Annotated in this window: 18 protein-coding genes and 2 pseudogenes; 9 read left to right on the plus strand and 11 right to left on the minus strand. The window is 58.7% G+C overall.

Annotated features, from left to right (window positions below):
* Positions 1 to 101: 101 nt before the first annotated feature.
* The gene (locus tag AC1MDT_RS12835; protein ID WP_480422343.1) at positions 102 to 1619 is read right to left on the minus strand and encodes a nucleobase:cation symporter-2 family protein; all 1518 of its coding nucleotides are present in this window, start codon (positions 1617 to 1619) and stop codon (positions 102 to 104) included.
* 252 nt (positions 1620 to 1871) lie between these two features.
* Here AC1MDT_RS12835 and AC1MDT_RS12840 point away from each other — a divergent pair, with 252 nt between their 5' ends.
* Both AC1MDT_RS12840 and AC1MDT_RS12845 read left to right on the plus strand, forming a co-directional pair.
* Entirely contained in the window at positions 1872 to 2153 is a 282-nt protein-coding gene (locus AC1MDT_RS12840; RefSeq protein WP_480422344.1) for a BrnT family toxin, read from the plus strand.
* Positions 2154 to 2156: 3 nt separating this feature from the next.
* A complete protein-coding gene (locus tag AC1MDT_RS12845; protein ID WP_480422345.1) occupies positions 2157 to 2489 on the plus strand; it encodes a BrnA antitoxin family protein in 333 nt (110 codons plus the stop codon).
* Between the two features lie 5 nt (positions 2490 to 2494).
* Here the strand turns inward: AC1MDT_RS12845 and AC1MDT_RS12850 are convergent, their stop codons facing one another.
* Together AC1MDT_RS12850 and AC1MDT_RS12855 are read right to left on the minus strand one after the other, a co-directional pair.
* Entirely contained in the window at positions 2495 to 3319 is an 825-nt protein-coding gene (locus AC1MDT_RS12850) for an arylamine N-acetyltransferase family protein (protein ID WP_480422346.1), read from the minus strand.
* Between the two features lie 112 nt (positions 3320 to 3431).
* On the minus strand, positions 3432 to 4226 hold the full coding sequence (locus tag AC1MDT_RS12855; protein ID WP_480422347.1) for an exodeoxyribonuclease III: 795 nt from the start codon (positions 4224 to 4226) through the stop codon (positions 3432 to 3434).
* A gap of 204 nt (positions 4227 to 4430) precedes the next feature.
* On the opposite strand from AC1MDT_RS12855, the gene AC1MDT_RS12860 reads away from it, so the two are divergent.
* Positions 4431 to 4745, plus strand: coding sequence for a hypothetical protein (locus AC1MDT_RS12860; protein WP_480422348.1), 315 nt, complete (start codon positions 4431 to 4433; stop codon positions 4743 to 4745).
* A gap of 90 nt (positions 4746 to 4835) precedes the next feature.
* Here the strand turns inward: AC1MDT_RS12860 and AC1MDT_RS12865 are convergent.
* The 4 genes and pseudogenes from AC1MDT_RS12865 to AC1MDT_RS12880 all read right to left on the minus strand — a co-directional run.
* Positions 4836 to 5450, minus strand: a pseudogene (locus AC1MDT_RS12865) (DUF1254 domain-containing protein); the annotation flags it as partial.
* A gap of 141 nt (positions 5451 to 5591) precedes the next feature.
* A complete protein-coding gene (locus tag AC1MDT_RS12870; protein WP_480422349.1) occupies positions 5592 to 7166 on the minus strand; it encodes a sensor domain-containing diguanylate cyclase in 1575 nt (524 codons plus the stop codon).
* A 157-nt stretch (positions 7167 to 7323) separates the two neighbouring features.
* A complete protein-coding gene (locus AC1MDT_RS12875; protein WP_480422350.1) occupies positions 7324 to 7983 on the minus strand; it encodes a ribonuclease T2 in 660 nt (219 codons plus the stop codon).
* Between the two features lie 118 nt (positions 7984 to 8101).
* Entirely contained in the window at positions 8102 to 9853 is a 1752-nt protein-coding gene (locus AC1MDT_RS12880) for a L,D-transpeptidase family protein (RefSeq protein ID WP_480422351.1), read from the minus strand.
* Positions 9854 to 9930: 77 nt separating this feature from the next.
* Here AC1MDT_RS12880 and AC1MDT_RS12885 point away from each other — a divergent pair, with 77 nt between their 5' ends.
* From AC1MDT_RS12885 to codA, 5 genes and pseudogenes are all read left to right on the plus strand, one after another.
* The gene (locus tag AC1MDT_RS12885) at positions 9931 to 10635 is read left to right on the plus strand and encodes a murein L,D-transpeptidase catalytic domain family protein (protein WP_480422352.1); all 705 of its coding nucleotides are present in this window, start codon (positions 9931 to 9933) and stop codon (positions 10633 to 10635) included.
* A gap of 223 nt (positions 10636 to 10858) precedes the next feature.
* Positions 10859 to 11938 carry a patatin-like phospholipase family protein gene (locus AC1MDT_RS12890; protein ID WP_480422353.1) on the plus strand — a complete coding sequence of 360 codons (1080 nt, stop codon included), beginning with the start codon at positions 10859 to 10861 and terminating at the stop codon, positions 11936 to 11938.
* Positions 11939 to 12032: 94 nt separating this feature from the next.
* On the plus strand, positions 12033 to 12389 hold the full coding sequence (gene queD, locus AC1MDT_RS12895) for a 6-carboxytetrahydropterin synthase QueD (RefSeq protein ID WP_223433642.1): 357 nt from the start codon (positions 12033 to 12035) through the stop codon (positions 12387 to 12389).
* A 61-nt stretch (positions 12390 to 12450) separates the two neighbouring features.
* A pseudogene (locus AC1MDT_RS12900) lies at positions 12451 to 12546 on the plus strand (alpha/beta fold hydrolase); the annotation flags it as partial.
* Between the two features lie 198 nt (positions 12547 to 12744).
* Positions 12745 to 13992 (plus strand): cytosine deaminase, encoded by a 1248-nt coding sequence (codA, locus tag AC1MDT_RS12905; protein ID WP_480422354.1) that lies wholly within the window; start codon positions 12745 to 12747, stop codon positions 13990 to 13992.
* A 113-nt stretch (positions 13993 to 14105) separates the two neighbouring features.
* Here codA and AC1MDT_RS12910 read toward each other — a convergent pair whose 3' ends face one another.
* Positions 14106 to 15098: a diaminopimelate epimerase gene (locus AC1MDT_RS12910; protein WP_480422355.1), complete on the minus strand. Its 993-nt coding sequence runs from the start codon at positions 15096 to 15098 to the stop codon at positions 14106 to 14108.
* 168 nt (positions 15099 to 15266) lie between these two features.
* Here AC1MDT_RS12910 and AC1MDT_RS12915 point away from each other — a divergent pair, with 168 nt between their 5' ends.
* Entirely contained in the window at positions 15267 to 16418 is a 1152-nt protein-coding gene (locus tag AC1MDT_RS12915; RefSeq protein ID WP_480422356.1) for an MFS transporter, read from the plus strand.
* 135 nt (positions 16419 to 16553) lie between these two features.
* Here AC1MDT_RS12915 and AC1MDT_RS12920 read toward each other — a convergent pair whose 3' ends face one another.
* The 3 genes from AC1MDT_RS12920 to AC1MDT_RS12930 all read right to left on the minus strand — a co-directional run bounded on the left by AC1MDT_RS12920 (position 16554) and on the right by AC1MDT_RS12930 (position 18903).
* Positions 16554 to 17417, minus strand: coding sequence for a LysR family transcriptional regulator (locus tag AC1MDT_RS12920; protein WP_480422357.1), 864 nt, complete (start codon positions 17415 to 17417; stop codon positions 16554 to 16556).
* Between the two features lie 194 nt (positions 17418 to 17611).
* Positions 17612 to 17920 carry a cupredoxin domain-containing protein gene (locus AC1MDT_RS12925; protein ID WP_480422358.1) on the minus strand — a complete coding sequence of 103 codons (309 nt, stop codon included), beginning with the start codon at positions 17918 to 17920 and terminating at the stop codon, positions 17612 to 17614.
* Positions 17921 to 17934: 14 nt separating this feature from the next.
* Positions 17935 to 18903, minus strand: coding sequence for a metallophosphoesterase family protein (locus AC1MDT_RS12930; RefSeq protein ID WP_480422359.1), 969 nt, complete (start codon positions 18901 to 18903; stop codon positions 17935 to 17937).
* Positions 18904 to 19084: the final 181 nt, after the last annotated feature.

A 19084-nucleotide genomic window follows, 5' to 3' on the forward strand; every position in this document is an offset into this window, starting at 1 on the left:
ACAGTGACGCGTTTAATCAGAAAACACGCGTTACCGTTAACGTCTATCGCGAGCAAGCTCGCTCCTACGGCGACTTAAATGCGCGCAGGGCGCTTTTTTACTCAGACATGCTCACCGCTTTTCGCATGCACCACGTGCAGCTCTCCATGCCCATGGTCCACCTCCGCCACCGGAACTTCCTTCCCGTCGCAGTCATGCAGCTTGCCTTCGCTGAAGTAATCCCCTTCGCGCAATGCTGCCAGATCCTGATAGCGCAGAACCCGCTCAGTACCCGCCGCGAACACCGACTGTTGATCGGAATTGCCGGCAGTGAGGTGGTTGAACGTCAGGTTCAGCACGATGGCCATGATCGCCGAGGAGCTGATGCCCGAGTGGAAGATCGTCGCAAACCAGCTGGGAAAGTGGTCGTAGAAGCTCGGCGCGGCAATCGGAATCATGCCAAAACCGATGGAGGTGGCGACAATGATCAGATTGACGTTGTTGCGGTAGTCGACCTTGGACAGCGTACGGATACCGCTGGCCGCCACGGTGCCAAACAACACGATACCGGCGCCGCCCAGTACGGAGGTCGGTACGGCGGCGATGACTCGGCCCATAAAGGGCAGCAAGCCGAGGATCACCAGGAACAGTCCACCGGTCGCCACCACAAAGCGGCTCTTGATGCCGGTCACCGCCACCAGCCCGACGTTCTGGGCGAAGGCGCTTTGGGTGAAGGAGCCAAAAATCGGCGCGATCATGCTCGACAGCATGTCGGCGCGCAGACCATTACCCAGGCGTTTGGAGTCCACTTTGGTGCCGATGATTTCACCGACCGCGAGGATGTCGGCCGACGTTTCCACCAAAGTCACCATAACCACGATGCACATCGACAGGATGGCGGCGAAGTGGAAGGTCGGTATGCCGAAGTGGAACGGCGTAGGGAAACCGAACATCGGGCCTTGGGTGACGGACGAAAAGTCCGCCATGCCGAGGAACACCGCAATCACCGTACCGATGACCATTGCTAGCAAAATCGACAAACGGGAGATGGTCGCGCTGCCGACCTTGCTGAGTAGCAACACCAACACCAGCGTCAGTGCCGCCAGACCGATATTCGACATACTGCCGAAGTCCGGGGCATGACTGTTGCCGCCCATGGCCCAGCGTGCGGCCACCGGCATCAGCGTCAGGCCGATGGTGGTGATGACGATACCCGTGACCAGCGGCGGGAAGAACTTGGTAATGCGCGAGAACACTGGCGTGATCAGCAAACCAATCAGGGACGCCGCAATCACCGCTCCCAAAATCGACTGAAACCCGCCTTCCCCACCACTGCTGACAATCGCCACCATGGTCGCGACGCCAGAGAAAGACACGCCCTGCACCAGCGGCAACTGACAACCGAAAAACGGTAAACCGAGGGTCTGGAGTAACGTCGCCAAGCCCCCCGCAAACAATGAAGCAGCAATCAACAAACCGATGTCCGCGGGAGAGAGTCCCGCCGCCTGACCGATGATCAAAGGCACCGCGACGATGCCGCCGTACATGGTCAGAACATGTTGCAGGCCGTAAGCCATATTCGCGCCGATCCCAAGATTTTCATCCTCGGGTCGTTGGAGTGAGACATGGGGCGTATTCATGTTAGGGGGTTCCCTGGTTTTTGTTATGCGCACACTGTATGCAAGACAAAGGACAAATGTCTATAGAGTTGTATACAACTTACCAGTCAGATTATGGACATGTGTCCACCCGCCCCCCTTATCTGTACCGCCCCCCCTTGCAAAAATTTTGAAATACATCCTTCCGCTGCCTTTGCCCTTGCCCGCTAGTCTTCGAGGTTCCAGCGACCGCCGGCACGGACGCCTCTCGCTTATACATATAAAGTATGCATAATGAAGCCATTCGAAATTCAGTATCACAAGGCAAAGAACGCCGCTAACAAATTAAAGCATCAAGGCATCAGCCTCGCGGAAACGGAGGCTGTGTTTTATGACGAGAGAGCCCTCTCGCTGCAAGACAATCATCACGATGAGCAGCGGTGGATCATCATGGGGCTGGATTCCAAAGGTCGTTTGTTAGTCGTTGCGTACACCTATCGTGATCCGAATTTCGTTCGAATCATTTCGGCACGCATCGCGACCAAAAATGAGCGGCGTCGATATATGGAGGCTTGATCAATGAAAGACGAATACGACTTCAGCAATGCCAAGCGAGGAGCGGTTGCTTCCAGCAAAGGAAAGACCCGAATCACCATCATGCTCGATGATGTCGTCCTGGAAGCCGCTCGCGCCGTAGCGGAAAACGAGGGGTTTGGTTACCAGACAGTGATCAACAACACCTTGCGTCACGCCTTGCTCGGCGATGGAGATAAAAGCAAGGCGTCCAGCCCCTACACCGCTGTTGCGAATGCCGGTCATTTCAAAGAAGGGATAACCGCCTCCGAGCTGAAGAGCCTGGAGAAAAAATTGTCAGAGGTCCTCAACGAAATTCATCGCGTCCTGGAGCCTTGAGTCACTCAAGACTCCAGCAACCGCCCAAGCACTTGCTGCAGTTTCAGGTGCTCGGGCACCCGAATCCCGAACTCGCTCTCAAGCACCCCGACCAATTCATCAACATCTGCTACTTGCCGTCGCTCGCTCTCACTGCCCTGCCGATGAATGGCGAAACTGCCGTTGTTCAGCGTGCGCCGCCAGCCCTCCCCCGTACGGGCCACCATCAATTGTTTAACGAAGGGTGATTCTGGATGAGTTGAGACGTACCAGTTGCCGACGGCGTAATCGATGTCTTCCTGGCGTTGCAAATCGAAGAGGTACATCGGCCGCCATTCGCCGGCGACGTTCGCGCGAAGGGTATAGCCATCCGCATGCTGCTCGATGCGATAGGGGTCGTGCGGGGTGAGCTGTTCGGCCGGAGTATCAAGCAGCAGCGGCGCGGTGGGGACCATGCCGCCGAAGCCGACGTCAGTGATGTAGCGCACACCGCGCAGAATCACCAGGCTCAAGCGGTGAGTACGCGCAGTCCATGCGCCTTCAGGCTGGCCCATCACCACACGGCCGCTGATGCCTCGAGCGTCGAAACCCAGCGCCTGAAGCAAGGCCAGAAACAGGTTATTGAGTTCGTAGCAGTACCCACCGCGCCCCTCGTGCAGGACTTTTTGCTCGATGGACGGCAAATCGATGAGTACAGGTTCGCCCGACAAGGTGGTGAGGTTTTCGAACGGGAAGACACTTGTGTGGCGCAATTGAAGTTGCCGCAGGGTCTCCAGAGTCGGTGCGGGGGGCGCGTTGAAACCCAGGCGTTGTAAATACAGACTCAGATTCGTCAGGCGTGGCTCGCTCATTGCTCGGTCCTTTTGCAGGGGGCCGCGGATAACTCCGCCGATGGGCGCCATGTATAAAGGAAAAAGCCGTTCGACCGACAATTGATTTAGCCAATCGCCACACTCGTAAACATCAGCGACGCTTGCGCGAGCCTAGCCGGACCCATGTCGGTGCGTGGTCGCTGGAATGCGGTTCGTTTCGAACCCAGGCATCGACGCCGGCCTCCTGCAGATAAGGGCTCAATGCCGGGTTGAGCAACAGATGATCGATGCGCAACCCCGAGTTTTTCTGCCAGTGCTGTCGGAAATAGTCCCAGAAAGTATAGAGACGATCCTTCGGATACAGATGACGCAAGGAATCGGTCCAGCCCTGGTCGAGTAGCCGCTGGTAACACTCTCGGCTCTCTGGCTGCAATAGTGCATCCTTGAGCCAGGAGCGCGGGTTGTAGATGTCCAGGTCAGTGGGAACCACGTTATAGTCACCGGCCAGCACGACCGGATGCTCGCTGCCCTGAAGCGTCTGCGCGTAGCTGATCAACCGTTCGAACCACGCCAGCTTGTAGTCGAACTTCGGCCCCGGCTGCGGATTGCCATTGGGCAGGTACAGGCAGCCCACCAGAATCCCGTGCACGGCCGCCTCCAGATATCGGCTATGAGTGTCATTGTCATCGCCCGGCAGACCTCGACGAGTTTCCAGCGGCTGCGTATCCCGCGCCAGAATCGCCACGCCGTTCCACGATGGCTGACCTTGCCAGATCGCGCCGTAGCCGGCCGCCTCAAGCTGCGCAGCGGGAAAGGCACTGTCGATCGACTTGAGTTCCTGCAAACAGGCGATGTCCGGTTTTTCCCTCTCCAGCCACGCCAGCAAGTTAGGCAGCCGGGCACGCATGCCGTTAACGTTGAAGGTGGCGATTCGCAAATTTTTCATGGGCCAACGCTCCTGATGGCGAGGTCTCTAGCGTGTGACACTTAGACGATTCGGTGGTTGCCTCAGCGGCCTCATGTATAGGCGTCCAACGCTTGCCAGTTAAGCAGACTGAAAGCAAACGCCCACCACTCGTCGTTCAACCGGCACCAACCGCCCTGCCTTTTGCACCAACGTCATGTAACGACTCATCTTTGGAGACGGACCATGATGAACATCAAAATCACCCCGCTGTTACTGGTCGGATTACTGACTGCCACGTCCGTGAGCACTTTTGCAGCGTCGAACGATTTCAATGCGACCGACGCCAAGCCGGACTCCGCCAATAGTCCGACCATGGCGCCCAATAACAACGCGAGCCCCCCCTCAGGCGGGCAAAATTCCAACGGCGCCGATAGCAGCTCGGGCGCGGCGGGCGGTGGCATGGACGGCAATGCGGGTGCCAGCGGTTCTGGCGCTGGCGGCGGCACCGGAGCGGCAGGCGGCGGAACCGGCGGTGCGGGAGGCGGAACGGGCAGCTGAACGCGTAAAAGCGGCCGATGATGTGACGTTGTCGACCGCTTTCTAACAGGTGTCACTGACCCGGAGGAGCTCAGCAGTGCAGGCGAATCAATTGGCCGCCGACAGACTGTCGACCTGGATCTTCGGCAACGTCTTCATCGCAACTACCGGGTCGACTTTCACGCTCAGAGGCTCAGCTTGTTTACCCATCTGCGACAATGGCGTGACTGTGTAGCCGGCCTGAATCTTGTGCACTGACGCGTAATCCGAAGCCCCGTTGGACCGGGTCTTGCCGATGATCCAGACGAAGGACGCAGGCGCCGGCAATTGTTTCAATCCGGCAGGCACCGTCCCGGTCCAACCCGGTGGCGTCACCAGAAACGGCCCTGTCCGCTTGCCGGTTGTACGCCAGCCCGGCGAGGCAAACATGTTGCTCCACATGTCGAGCACCGGCAGCAAATAGAAGCGCCCGACCGTATCCGGGGCGGCAATGACCAGCGGTTCCTGGGTCAGGTCCAGCCAGGCGATGGAATACAGCGTGTCGACGTTCGAATGCACCCCACCCTTGAAATCCATCGGTAGATCCACCGGCACATTCACAAACATGTTCATTGGGCCTTGAGCTACTTGAGGGACTACTTTTGATTGAGCGTGACTGGCCAGTGGAAAAATGGCGGAGACTGCGACGGTTAGAGCAACGGCTGTCAATGCTTGAGTAATCAACATTCTGGCGATCGTCCGTGCTGAGGGAAGATCTGCCGGACTCGGCAGGGCTAACGGAACTCTAGACGATCATTTCAAGCTGTTCTGACAGCCGGACAGCCGGCTGGCCGGGGTGTTACGTGGGTGAAACAACACCTGAGCACCTCAGCGATCCGATCGCGCCAGCGCCTCGACGCCGCCCTCCAGCGACAGCACCGCCGAACGGTTTCGCCCCGAATGCTTGGCTCGATACAACGCCGCGTCGGCACGCTGTATGAACGCTTCAATGCTGTCATGCCCTGTTGTCGGCACAAACGAATAACAACCGAGGCTGACGGTCAAGTAGCCCGTGGGCGAACCGCTGTGAGTGATGTTTTTGTCGATGACGCTGCGACGGATCTGTTCGGCAATCGCCAGTGCGCCATGGATGTCGGTGTCAGGCAGCAACACCGCGAACTCTTCACCGCCATAACGCACGGCAAGATCAGCCTTGCGATGACAGCAACTTTTCAGCGCCCGCGCCACTTCGGCCAGGCAGTGGTCCCCGGCCACATGGCCATAGGTGTCGTTGTAGCGTTTGAAGAAATCGATGTCGAGCATGATCAGGCTCAGTGGGCTCGATTGTCGGGCGCCGCGGCCAAACTCGATATCCAGGGCCCGCTCGAACAGTCGACGATTGGCCAGACCGGTGAGGCTGTCGTGGGTTGCAATCAGTTCCAGCGCTTCCTGGGCCTTACGCAAATCGGCTTCGATCCGCTCACCATCGCGCACTTGATGAATGAACACCCAGCCAAACAACCCTACGCCGAGGATCACCAACGCAACGATGACGACGGATTGAAACGCCGTGGCGTACCACTCCTTGAGAATGGCGTCCTTGGAAGCTGCCGCGGCCACTACCAGCGGGTAGGCACTCAGCTGGCGGTAACCATACATTCGGACGACACCATCCACCACCGAGCTGAACATTGCGCTGCCAGAGGGCGCGCGGGGCAAGAGTGTCTGAAAGATTTCGCTCTTCGCCGCCGACGCGCCAATCAGCGATTCCACAAACGGACGGCGCGCCAACAGCGTTCCGTCGGTCATTGCGACAAACATCGTACCGTTATCGTCGATATTGAAGCTTTTGAAGAACTCATCGAAGTACGACATTTTGATCCCGGCCATCAAGACGCCCTGGAAGTTGCCGTTCTTGTCGTTCAACCGTTTGGACAGCGGAATGATCCACTCACCACTCTCGCGGCTACGGATCGCCGGCCCGATATGTGCCACTGACGTCACGTTCTGTTGGTGAAACTTGAAGTACTCGCGGTCCGCGACGCCTGGGCCGCGAGGCGGTTCGTCAAACGAGGTCACGACCCACTGCCCCTGCTTGTCGAACAGAAAAATCCCGTGCAACTGCTCCAGCGCCAGAACCCGCCGTGCGAAGGCTTTTTGCAATCGCGGCTTTTGGGCGGCGGCATAGCCATCGGCTTGAATCCACTCCGCCAGACCGGTCAGCACCAGATCGGCTTTCATGAACGTGTCTTCGGCCTGCTGCGCCATGGCCCGGGTCAGGTTTGAGGACGCCACTTGCGCCGCCTCCAGGTCCTGGCGGCGCGACTGTTCCAGCTGCAGGTACAACAAACCACAGAGGCACAGGCATACCGTCACGATAAACAGTACCGACGCCTTGAGCAGGGGTAGCCGTTTCAACGTGCCGACGGGGGCATGGTGCGGATCGTAATGGGGGATAGGCAAAAGCTCGTCCTGAAAGGGCAAGGCATGGGCAAAAGCCCAAAAACCCTTATTTTTTGTGAGCTTAGTCTACGAGGGTGATGTGGGGCAAATGTCCGTTAGCCCACCATCAAGAATGAGTTTCAGGTGCGCGTTGACCCTGCCGTTTTTGTATCAGGCGCTATCGCGAAGGCGGAACCCGAATATCCCCCTCCCGACACTGGTTCTTCACCCCCTTCCCACACGCTGCAAACGCCAGGTCCTTACTCATGCATACCCGAACTTCCGACAGTGTCGGCCCATTGCAAATCACCGCAATGCCATCCGCAGGAAGCCCGGGGTTACTTTGGCGGAACATCTGCACGATGTCCCTGGCTTCGAAGTAATACGAATCGCTGAAGGGCTGCAGTTGTTGCGGAATCCTGACCGCGCCGACGGCCGTATCGGCGGCCTCCAGATAGCCCATGGCATCCAGTCCGCTGCAAGTGCCGTGTTTGGCCCATTCGTGCTCAAGCAGCTTGCGGGTCGGAAACAACGTCAGCCCCTTCGCTCGCTCCGCAGCAGACAAATTCACCCTGGGCGGGCACGATTGCGGCCAGCCACCCTTGATGTATTGCGGCCAGAGACCGTGGAGCACGAAGCCATAACCTTTGCCGGAGCATTGGGCGTCCCCTTCGTGGGTCAGGCAGTACGTCGGCGACCAGGACAGCGTCAACAGGTAGTAATCGAACACGCCTGCCACGGATTCGGGCCTGGCGTTTCTTGAATCCCGAGCGGTGCTCAAGTCAATGCTGGCGAGCGTGATCAAGATCAGCACGGCCACGGCATAAAATTTCTTCATCTTCCCACTCCCTGGGATGGATTATCGGGCGAAGTCCCTGGCAGGTACTTTGGCATAGCCATGATCGCTCTCACACCACAACAATGAATCGAAATAATTAAGGCTGAGACAATACTGGCTATAACGTGTTTTTCCCCGTGGCCACGGCAGAAGTTTGCCCTCGCCGCCAATCCGGAACGGGCGGTTGCGCAGGAAGATTCAATCCCCGCAGCACCTCGGAATCGTACCCATAGACATCGGGTTTGAATGTCACTCGACCATCACTGCTGAGGTCGACCGTCCAGTACGCCAGCAGCACCGGCACCTTGACCGGGAGCCTGATATTTTCTGTCTTTCCATTGGCTAGCTGTTTTTGAATTCCGGCGCTGTTCCAACGAACCGGGTCATTGAACAACAGCTCAACCAACTGCAGCGGATTTTCTACCCGAATGCAGCCTGAACTGGTTGCGCGTACCGACTTGGCGAACAATTCGCGATGCGGCGTGTCGTGGAGGTAAATCGAATACTGGTTGGGAAACCGGATAGCCACCTGACCCAACGAGCTATCGATCCCGGCGTCCTGGCGCAGGGTGATACCACGCGGATTACTCCAGTCGATGGTCGATGGATCAACCACAGCGCCATCCTTGCCAATCGCCCGAAGTCGGTTAGCTTCAAGGTAACCCGGATTTTTCTGGATCTTGGGCAGCACATCCTCTTTTAGAATCGTTGGGGGCACGGTCCACGTCGGGTTAAACGTGATGTACGTAATCTCCGACTGAAATATCGGTGTATTGCGAACCGGTTTGCCGACCTGCACCCGAGAACGCCAGATCGGTTTGCCATCGCGATACATCGCAACCTTGTACCCGGCGATATCCACGATGACGAACGTACCCTGAAGTTTATAAAGCAGCCAACGCGCCCGCTCCATGTTCACCCGCACCTGATCGATGCGCGCATCTACGGGCACATTCAGCGCCGCCAGCGTCGTGGCCCCCGCCATACCGTCCGCCCCAAGGTATTGCTCGGCTTGATACTTTTTCACTGCCGCCGTGACGGCAGCGTCGTAGTTCGTCCCGCGCGCCAATCGCGGGTCCAGAAAACCACCTGCCACCAACCGCGCCCGCAACTGCGCGACAGCAGGTTCGTCCATACCCGGCTTGAGTGAATGGTCTTCCCCAACCTTCGGCCAGCCACCCGAGGCCCGAATCTTGCGCAATTGCGCCAGGCCCTGACGCAAACCGAGGTAGACCGCCTGTTGTGGCGGTGCCTGAGCAAAAGCGCGGGCGACATCATGGGCGTCGAGGGCGGCGAAGAAGTGATTGAAGTCGTCACGGGGATCAGCCTCCGACGGATCGAAATTCCAGTGGTTATCCAGCCGCGAAGGATCGACCTTACCCCGCCGCAACTGCAGCAGAGCGGTGACAAAGGTGTGGGTCGCCGCGATATCAAACGCTGCCCGTTGCTCGGGCGTTGGCGCCGTGGCCTGCATTGATGGTCGAGATTTTGCCAGCTCGTCACCATGGAAGTCCGCGGGGTTCAAACCGTCGGCCTGTGTCGCGTTCAGACTGATCAACAACTGGCTGACATCAAGGTCATTTGTCCAGGCCGCGCGATAGCCACGATGACTATAAAAATCCATGACCACGCGGCTGACATCCACCCGCTTATGCCGCGGTGACGTGAGCAGCGGGGGAAAAGCGGTGCGAAGTGGCGCGAGCGTGGTCTCAATCGCTTGAGCGACGTTGTCGTCTGGTGCCGCGCTGATCACGCTACTCGGCGCAAATGTCGGCTCGATCGGCGAAGTTTCCGCAACCGCTGCACCACTGATCAGAAAGCCCATAAAAACCATGCGGCTTATCACGAATAACCTTGTTAATTGCACCATGGATAATCCTTAATCTCCGCATTCAACGCCTGGCAAACGTACTGCTAGACTCGAAACTATCATGATGAGACATCTATATGTCGCGAGAACGCTTTGGCTTTCTATGCACGGCCCTGCTGCTGACGATAACGTCAGTACCGGCAGCCTACGCCGATTCGCTTGCCACCGCGCTCGCCAAAACAGCCCCCGACGCCGATGCCAAAGTGATTGCCCTGGCCGTACGCGCTACACAATGCACCCAGGCCTTGGGTGCACTCCCTGCCCAACGACTGGCAGTGATCGATTATTCCCTGCCGTCAACCGAGCCGCGGTTGTGGGTTTTCGACCTGAAGAAGCGCAAGTTGCTGTTCCACGAACTGGTGGCCCACGGTCGTAACAGCGGCGAAAACATGGCCGTCAACTTCTCCAATCAAAACGAAAGCTTCGCCACCAGCCTCGGTTTGTATCGCACCCAGTCGAGCTATGTCGGCCAGAACGGCTATTCCTTGCGAATGGAAGGTCTTGAACCGGGTTTCAACGACAATGCCTTTGACCGGGCGATCGTCATACATGGTGCGCCTTATGTCAGTCCGGTCCTGGCACGGGTGAATGGCCGGATTGGCAGAAGCCTCGGCTGCCCCGCTGTAAGGCCGGCCATTGCCCATCGACTGATTGACTCGATGAAGAATGGGCAGTTGTTGTTTTCCTACTACCCGGATCAGCGTTGGTTGAAATCGTCTGCCTATATCAATTGCAGCGGGGCCACCATGGCGACGTCGGCCAAACCCAAAGCTCGCCGTTGAAGACCGCGTGAACCTGTCAAAACTATAATCCTGGCCGGGGTCTTCTGAAAGGCACTTGTGCTCCTCTGTAGGAGCGAGCTTGCTCGCGATGGACTCAAGAACGCTGCGTTTAGCCAGTAAACAAGCGTTATCGTTTACGACTATCGCGAGCAAGCTCGCTCCTACAACGGCATTAGTCCACACACGTTTATAATCCGCCCGCTCGCCAGACTTCGAGACCGGTATGACCGCTATCCACATCAAGTTTCCATCATTGACCCTCAAAGCCGGCCCGCGTGCATTCGCGCGCATCCGTGAACGCGGTTTGAGCGCCGCCGATGTGGGCACGCTGCCGGGGGCCGCGGGTGGCCCCAAGGCCCTGGGGATTCAAGGCCTGGACCTGGCGCTGTTCGGTGAATGGCTACCGGCGGCGCCTCGGGAGCGCTCGCTGATTGGCGCATCGGTGGGCTCCTGGCGCTTCGCCAGCGCCTGCCTGCCAGAGGCCGCCGAGGGCATTCGCCGTCTCGGCCACCTGTACACCGAGCAGAACTTCGCCAAAGGGGTGACCATGGCGCAGGTCAGCCAGAGTTCGCAGCGCATGCTCGATGATTTGCTCGACGGCCGCGACGCCTCGATCCTCGACAACGCTCACTACCGCCTGAACATCATGGTGGTCAAAAGCCACGGCCTGCTGGCGGACGATCATCGCGGCCGGCTGGGGCTGGGGTTGTCATCGGTGATCGCCGACAACCTGCGCGGCCGGGCACGGTTGTCGCGACACTTCGAACGACTGATCATCCACGACCCGCGCCGGGCCCCGCCGGTCAATGAACTGAACGACTTCCCCTCGCGCTTCGTCGCGCTGAATGCCGGCAACCTGCGCCAGGCCTTGCTCGCCTCGGGCTCGATCCCGATGGTGATGCAAGGCGTGCGTGATTTGCCGGGCGCTGGCGCGGGAACGTTCCGCGATGGCGGCCTGCTGGACTATCACCTCGATCTGCCCTACAGCGGCAACGACATCGTGCTCTATCCGCACTTCACCGACCGGATCATTCCCGGCTGGTTCGACAAAACTCTGCCGTGGCGCCGAGCCTGCCCGGCACGCTTGCAGGACGTGCTGCTGCTGGCACCGTCGAAGGAATACCTGTCGCGCCTGCCCTTCGGCAAGCTGCCGGACCGCAACGACTTCAAGCGCTTCATGGGCGATGCCCCGAGCCGACAGACATACTGGCGCGCGGCGATGGATGAAAGCCGTCGCCTGGGTGACGAGTTCCTGGAACTGGCCGCCAACGGTCGCCTTGCCGAGCGTATGCTGACCCTCTAGTCAGTCTTTTCCCGCAAGCCCAAACGCAAACTGTTAAACTCGCCGTCTGCCCCCATCGCTGCGGCGATTGCCACCTGACAGAGCTGAAACTACTGTGGAAATTTTCAAAGAGTTCACCTTCGAATCCGCCCACCGCTTGCCCCACGTACCGGACGGCCACAAGTGCGGCCGCCTGCACGGTCACTCGTTCAAAGTGGCGATCCACCTCAGTGGCGACCTCGATCCGCACACGGGCTGGATCCGCGACTTCTCTGAAATCAAGGCGATTTTCAAACCGCTTTACGAGCGTCTGGACCACAACTACCTGAACGACATTCCCGGCCTGGAAAATCCGACCAGTGAAGTGCTGGCCAAATTCATCTGGAATGAATTGAAGCCTCTGCTGCCGGAACTCAGTGCGATCCGTATCCACGAAACCTGCACCAGCGGCTGTATCTATCACGGCGAATAAGCCGACCGATCAAAAAAGCCACCGAGACCGGTGGTTTTTTTATGCCTGTGCTTTTTTGGTTCCGATTCCGAATGCCGGGCATCTGGTCCAGGAAGATGCGCCCGAAGCCATCGTCGCGGCGCTGCTGCGATTTTTAGCGCAATTCAAATCCCCCTGAAGTAACCAACATTCCTTGTGGGAGCGAGCCTGCTCGCGATGACGGCGGTACATTCAACATCAAGGTGACTGTCAAGCCGCCATCGCGAGCAGGCTCACTCCTACATTTGAACTGTGTTGACCAATGCTGCTGGCGGGAATTGCCGCAGCCGCGCTAACGTAAGGTATTACGACACGACTCTTTCAAAGGACTCGCCTCATGCACATCATCAATGCCCGCCTGCGCAACCTGGAAGGCCTGCATGAGTTGCACCTGGAAAACGGCCTGATCAGCAATATCGCCCGACAGACCGAAGCGCCCACCCTGGGGCCCGACGATCTGGACGCTGGCGGCAATTTGGTGGTGCCGCCGTTCGTCGAACCGCACATCCACCTCGATGCCACCCTCACCGCTGGCGAGCCACGCTGGAACATGAGCGGCACGCTGTTCGAAGGCATCGAGTGCTGGGGCGAGCGCAAGGCGACCATCACCCTGGAAGACACCAAGACCCGCTCCAAGAAAACCATCCAGGCCCTCGCCGCCCACGGCATCCAGCATGTGCGTACCCACGTCGATGTCACCGACCCGACATTGACCGCACTCAAGGCAATGCTCGAAGTACGCGAGGAAAGCCGTCACCTGATCGACCTGCAAATCGTCGCGTTCCCACAAGAAGGCATCGAGTCGTACCGCAACGGTCGAGAGCTGATGGAAGAAGCCATTCGCATGGGCGCGGATGTGGTCGGCGGCATTCCGCATTTCGAGAACACCCGCGACCAGGGCGTCAGTTCGGTCAAGTTCCTGATGGACCTGGCCGAGCGCACCGGTTGCCTGGTGGACGTGCATTGCGATGAAACCGATGACCCGCACTCACGCTTCCTTGAAGTGTTGGCCGAAGAAGCGCGCAGCCGCGACATGGGCTCGCGCGTGACGGCCAGCCACACCACGGCGATGGGGTCTTATGACAACGCCTACTGCGCCAAACTGTTTCGCCTGCTCGGGCAGTCGGGGATCAGTTTTGTCTCCTGTCCCACCGAAAGCATCCACCTGCAGGGGCGCTTCGACAACTTCCCGAAACGCCGTGGCGTAACGCGTGTCAACGAGTTGCTCGAAGCGGGGATGAATGTGTGTTTCGGCCAGGACTCCATTGTCGACCCGTGGTATCCGCTGGGTAACGGCAACATCCTGCGGGTACTCGAAGCGGGTCTGCACATTTGCCACATGCTCGGTTACCGCAACCTGCAAAGCGCGCTGGACCTGGTGACTGACAACAGCGCCAAGGCCATGGCCCTGGGGGATCGATATGGACTGGAACGCGGGCGACCGGCGAATTTGCTGATTCTGTCGGCGGAAAGTGATTACGAGGTGATCCGCAGCCAGGGCTTGCCGCTGTATTCGGTTCGCGATGGCAAGGTATTGATGAAGCGGCAGATGCCGGTGGTAGAGCTTTTCGGCGATGTGGGCTGAAGGTTTGGTTGGATGGACTGACGCCATCGCGAGCAGGCTCGCTCCCACAGAGGTCTTGTGTCGTTCACAAATCCCCTGTGGGAGCGAGCCTGCTCGCGATGGCGATCTAACTATCACCCCATCAATCGAGCCGTACCAAACAGACTGACCCGACTTAATTCGCCGTCCGATTCCTCCAGCAAAATCGGCGCAGTCCCGCCGGGCATGACGACCTTCACTTCACCCGCCGCCACCCAACCCACGCGCCACGCCGCGCAAGCCACCGCACTGGCGCTGGTGCCCGAGGATGCCGTCGGCCCTTCACCACGCTCGAATACACGCGCCACGACTCGCCCCTCGGACTCAAGCATCGCCCATTGCAAATTAATCCCGGCAGGACACGGTTCCCCTGCCCCGGTGGGCATGGCATAAGCGATACGCGTCAGCCCTTCGGACAATCCCGGTTGACGCATCTGTTCATTGCTCGGCAAGGCACCGGCGTCATCCACCAGCGTCACGCAATGTGGATTGCCAACCCGCGCAAACTGGCTTCGCGACCACGCGGCATTGAGTGACGACAACGGTTGCACATGACTGAGCTCACGGCCGTTGAACGCCACGCTCTCAACCCCGTCAGCGCTGACCGCTTGCGGCCCGAACGAAGGTTTGCCCAAGTCCAGCCAGAACCCCTGCACACCTTCGACCTGTGCCGGGCTCACCGTTGCCTCCCCCGGTGAAAGCACATCGACCTTGTCGTGATGAACCCTGAGCAGGCACGCCCCGCTCTTCGGCAAAAGCCCCTGGTCGCTGAGGGCTTGGGAAAAAATCGTCAACCCGTTGCCGCTGCGCTCGGCCAGGGTACCGTCGGTGTTCACAATCAACAGATCAAAAGGGGGTGACGACTGGAACGGTCCGACCAGCAAACCATCACTGCAATGGTCCTTGCTGCCGGGGGGTTGTGAGCCGGGCGCCCAGCCACAGCAATTCTCGATGGCTGCCGACGCCCATGCCTCGTGGGTTTGAGCGGCGTGACTGGCCTGCTCCGGTAGATCAATTCCGTTGCGGCGCAATTCGTCAGGCGCCACAACCATATAGATATTGCCTCGTGCATCGTACATCCGCGCCATGGCGCCTCCCTTCTGCAATAATTGGTCGGGCTCAACATATCGCGAAACACGGTATCGGTGTGCAAGGATGTCAGCCTGCCGGAGCACGAAAACCTTACGGGCACTGATGAACCCACGCGGGTCGGTTACTGTCCGTTGGGGACGCTACGTTTTTTGCCAAGGATTGATATGAGCAACCTCAACACTCCAACCACCTTCGTTCCCGGGCGTCTGGAACAGATGTCCACGCGCATCGCCTTTTTCATCGCCGGTCTGGGCATCGCCGCGTGGGCGCCGCTGGTGCCTTATGCCAAGGCCCGGGCCGGGCTGGATGACGGGACCCTCGGGTTTCTGCTGTTGTGCCTGGGGGTGGGTTCGATCCTGGCCATGCCGCTGGCCGGGATTCTATCGACGCGTTTCGGTTGTCGACGGGTGACAACTGGCGGGACGTTGTTGATCTGCGCGGCCCTGCCCCTGCTGGCGACGGTGTCGTCAGTGCCGGCGTTGATCGCCACCTTGTTCATGTTTGGCGCCGGGCTCGGCACGGTGGATTCGACGGTGAACCTGCAAGCGGTGATCGTCGAGCGGGCCAGTGGCAAACACATGATGTCGGGGTTTCATGGACTGTTCAGCCTCGGTGGAATCGTCGGCGCAGCGGGGGTCAGCGCCCTGCTCGGCTTCGGCTTTTCACCGCTGGGGGCAATGGTGGTGGTCGTCGTGTGCCTGGTGGTGGCGCTGCTCAAGGCTGCGCCACACCTGTTGCCTTATGGCAGTGACAGCTCCGGTCCGGCATTTGCCATACCTCACGGGATCGTGCTGTTTATCGGCGCTATGTGTTGCATTGTGTTCCTGGCCGAAGGCGCGGCGCTCGACTGGAGCGCGGTGTTCCTGGTGCAGGAGCGCGGGATCGACACGGCGTATGCAGGGCTGGGTTATGCCGCATTTGCGCTGACCATGACAGTCGGGCGGTTGACCGGTGACCAGATTGTGCGACGCCTGGGGTCTACGCGGGTCATTGTGTTCGGCGGGCTGACAGCCTCGGCGGGCCTGGCGCTGGCGACATTCGCACCGAGCTGGGAGGCCGCGTTGATTGGCTATGCCTTCCTGGGTGCGGGTTGCTCGAACATTGTGCCGGTGCTGTACACGGCCGTGGGCAAACAGACGGTCATGCCCGAGCACATTGCCGTGCCGGCAATTACTACTTTGGGGTACGCGGGGATTCTTGCCGGGCCTGCGGTGATCGGGTTTATCGCCCACGGCAGCAGTTTGAGCTTTGCCTTCGGGTTGATGGCGCTGCTGCTGGTGGCCGTGGCCATCGGCGGGAAGGTGTTGAAGGTTTAAACACTTCGCGGGCAACACGAAGAACCCTTGTGGGAGCGAGCCTGCTGGCGAAAGCTGTGTGTCAGGCGACACTGTTATCGACCTGGAAGTAGCCTTCGCGAGCAGGCTTGCTCCCACATTTGATCGGTGCCGCCATCAAATCACCGGATCCCAACGCTGGGACCAATCACTGTCATCCGCGACAACCTTTTTCAATAATTCGATCGCCAATTGCAATTCCGCAGACGATCTATTACGGGAATACACCAGGTAAGTCGGGTAGTTGAATTCCGGGGCCGAACTGACTCGCTCCAGAATCCCGCTTTCAATATAGGATTGCACGACCCGAGTACGAAAATACCCTGCGCCGCCGTTATCCAATATGTATTGCAGCGCCACCGGTCCCAGATTAAATGAGAGCGCCGCTCGAGCATTCTCGGGGAGTGCAGCGTCGTGGGCCTGTCGAAACGCCTCTCCCCAGTCGATGTAAACATACGGTGCAGGTTTGCTGACCAGGCGCACCAGCACTAATTTCTCTTCAAGAATCTGCTCGACTTGAAACCCTGGCCAATAGACTGGCTGATAAACCAGTACGGCATCCAACAGCCCCAGTTCCAGTTGATGCAGTAACGCCGCCCCGTCCCTTATTTCCGTCTTGATAGCATGCGAAGGTATGTTTTTTTGTATTTCACTGACCCAATTCAGAATCAGAGGGTTACATAAGCTGACCTCCCCGCCGATGTGAAGTATTTTATGAAAACCTTCCGGCAGTGGTAGATCTCTAACGGCAGCCTCCCAGGTCTGCACCAGCTGATTGGCATAGACGACAAACGCTTCTCCGTCCGCGGTCAGTTTTGCCCCCGTTCTATTTCGAACAAACAACTTGCTGTTCAAACTGTGTTCCAGCTTTTTAACTCGAGCGGTAATTGCGGTTTGTGTCACATGTAATCTGTCCGCTGCAGCTATAAGGCTGCCACACCTGACTATCTCTAAAAATGTTTTAGCCAGTTCAATATCCATCTGCTTTGATTACCGTAAAAAGGGGCAGTGTAATAAGACGTCTTCATGAATGGCAAAGGGGTGGCCGCACGCCCTCGTCGCTTTCATTGGCTTTCCCCCCCTGTAGGAGCGAGCTTGCTCGCGATGGTGTGTCAGTCGACGCCAATGTTGCTGATACACCATCGCGAGCAAGCTCGCTCCTACAGGGGGGGCATTTATTGTGTGACCACAATCTTCCCGATCATCTGCGGATGCAGCACACAAAAATACTCATACTCTCCCGGCGTGTTGAACACCCAGGAAAAGCTGTCATCGGTATCCAGCGCGCCCGAGCGAAACACCTTGTGGGTTTCCGCCACCGTGTGCGGGATCTGGTCGTCGTTCACCCAGGTCACTGTGGTGCCCACGGCCACGGTCAACTCCTTGGGTCCGAACATGAACTCCTTGATATCGATTTTCACGTCTTGAGCCCACACGGGCATCGACAGCATCAGGCAGGCTAAGGCCAACAGTTGCTTTTTCATCCGAGCGCCCTCCCCTAGACCAATGTCGAATCGATCAGCGCCAGCGGATGATCACCCTGCGTCGCTCGCACTTCGGTGATCCCCAAATAATTGCGCAGTTGATCCGCCGCCACCGTCATTGGCCCCGGTGCTGGCGCCGTACCTGGTGCAGGTTGTGGATAAGCGGTGCCACGAGCGGTGTGGAAGGTGATATTGCCTTCGACCTTCTGGATCACCTGATGGATATGCCCGTTCAACACCGTCACCGAACCGTACTTGCGCAGCATGGCAATCGCCTGGTCGCCATCTTCGGTGCCCCAGCCCCACGGCTGATAAATCGTCCACAACGGAATATGGGTATACACCACGATTGGCGTGCTGCTCGACACGGCGCGCAAGTCATCGGCCAGCCATGCCAGTTGGTCGGCGCCAAGGGTCGCCTCGTGGCCCGCCTGGAAGTTGAAGACATTGACCAGCGCAATGAAATGGACGCCGTGGTCATTGAAGCTGTACCAGCCATTGCCTTTGGTGCCCTTGCCGTAACGTTCCAGGTAGAGCTTGCCGCCGCCTTCGTCGAGGGTGTCGTGCTCGCCCGGCACATAGTGAACGGTGGATGGCAGGCCTTTGAGCAGCTGTGCGGCGGTGTCGAACTCCTCGGGTTTGGACAGGTGGGTGATATCGCCGGTATGCAGGATCAGCGACGGTGGTTTTGGCAGCGCGATGACCTTGTCGATGGCCACCTGCAAGGTCTTCAGCGGTTCCGGGTTGGCCTCTTTGTTGAAGCCGATGTGCGAGTCGCTGATCTGCACGAAGTGGAACGTGCTGGCCAGCGCTTTGGGGTCGGAGACGTTGCCCGACTCATCCAGTGCAAAGGCCCGGGGAATACCGCCGCTCAGGGCCCAGATCACTCCCGCCCCGGCCCACGCCGAGCATTTCAGGAGCGTTCGACGGTCAGGGTTCAGCGGACCGTCGGTGCGTCGTTGATTGGTTGAATGAATGTCCATCGTTATGCCCTCGCTGGCGAACTACAGTGATGTAGCTGACACGAGATACAACCAGCCAGGAGGGTGTTTTATTCCACATCGACATTGAATCGCCTGTAGCAGCTGCCGAGGCACGAGGCTGCGTTGGGCTGCGCAGCGGCCCCCGGAGGGTGGTCCCCGGCGGAGGGCGGTCCTGCGGACA

It is taken from the genome of Pseudomonas sp. ASL7 (assembly GCF_056680375.1).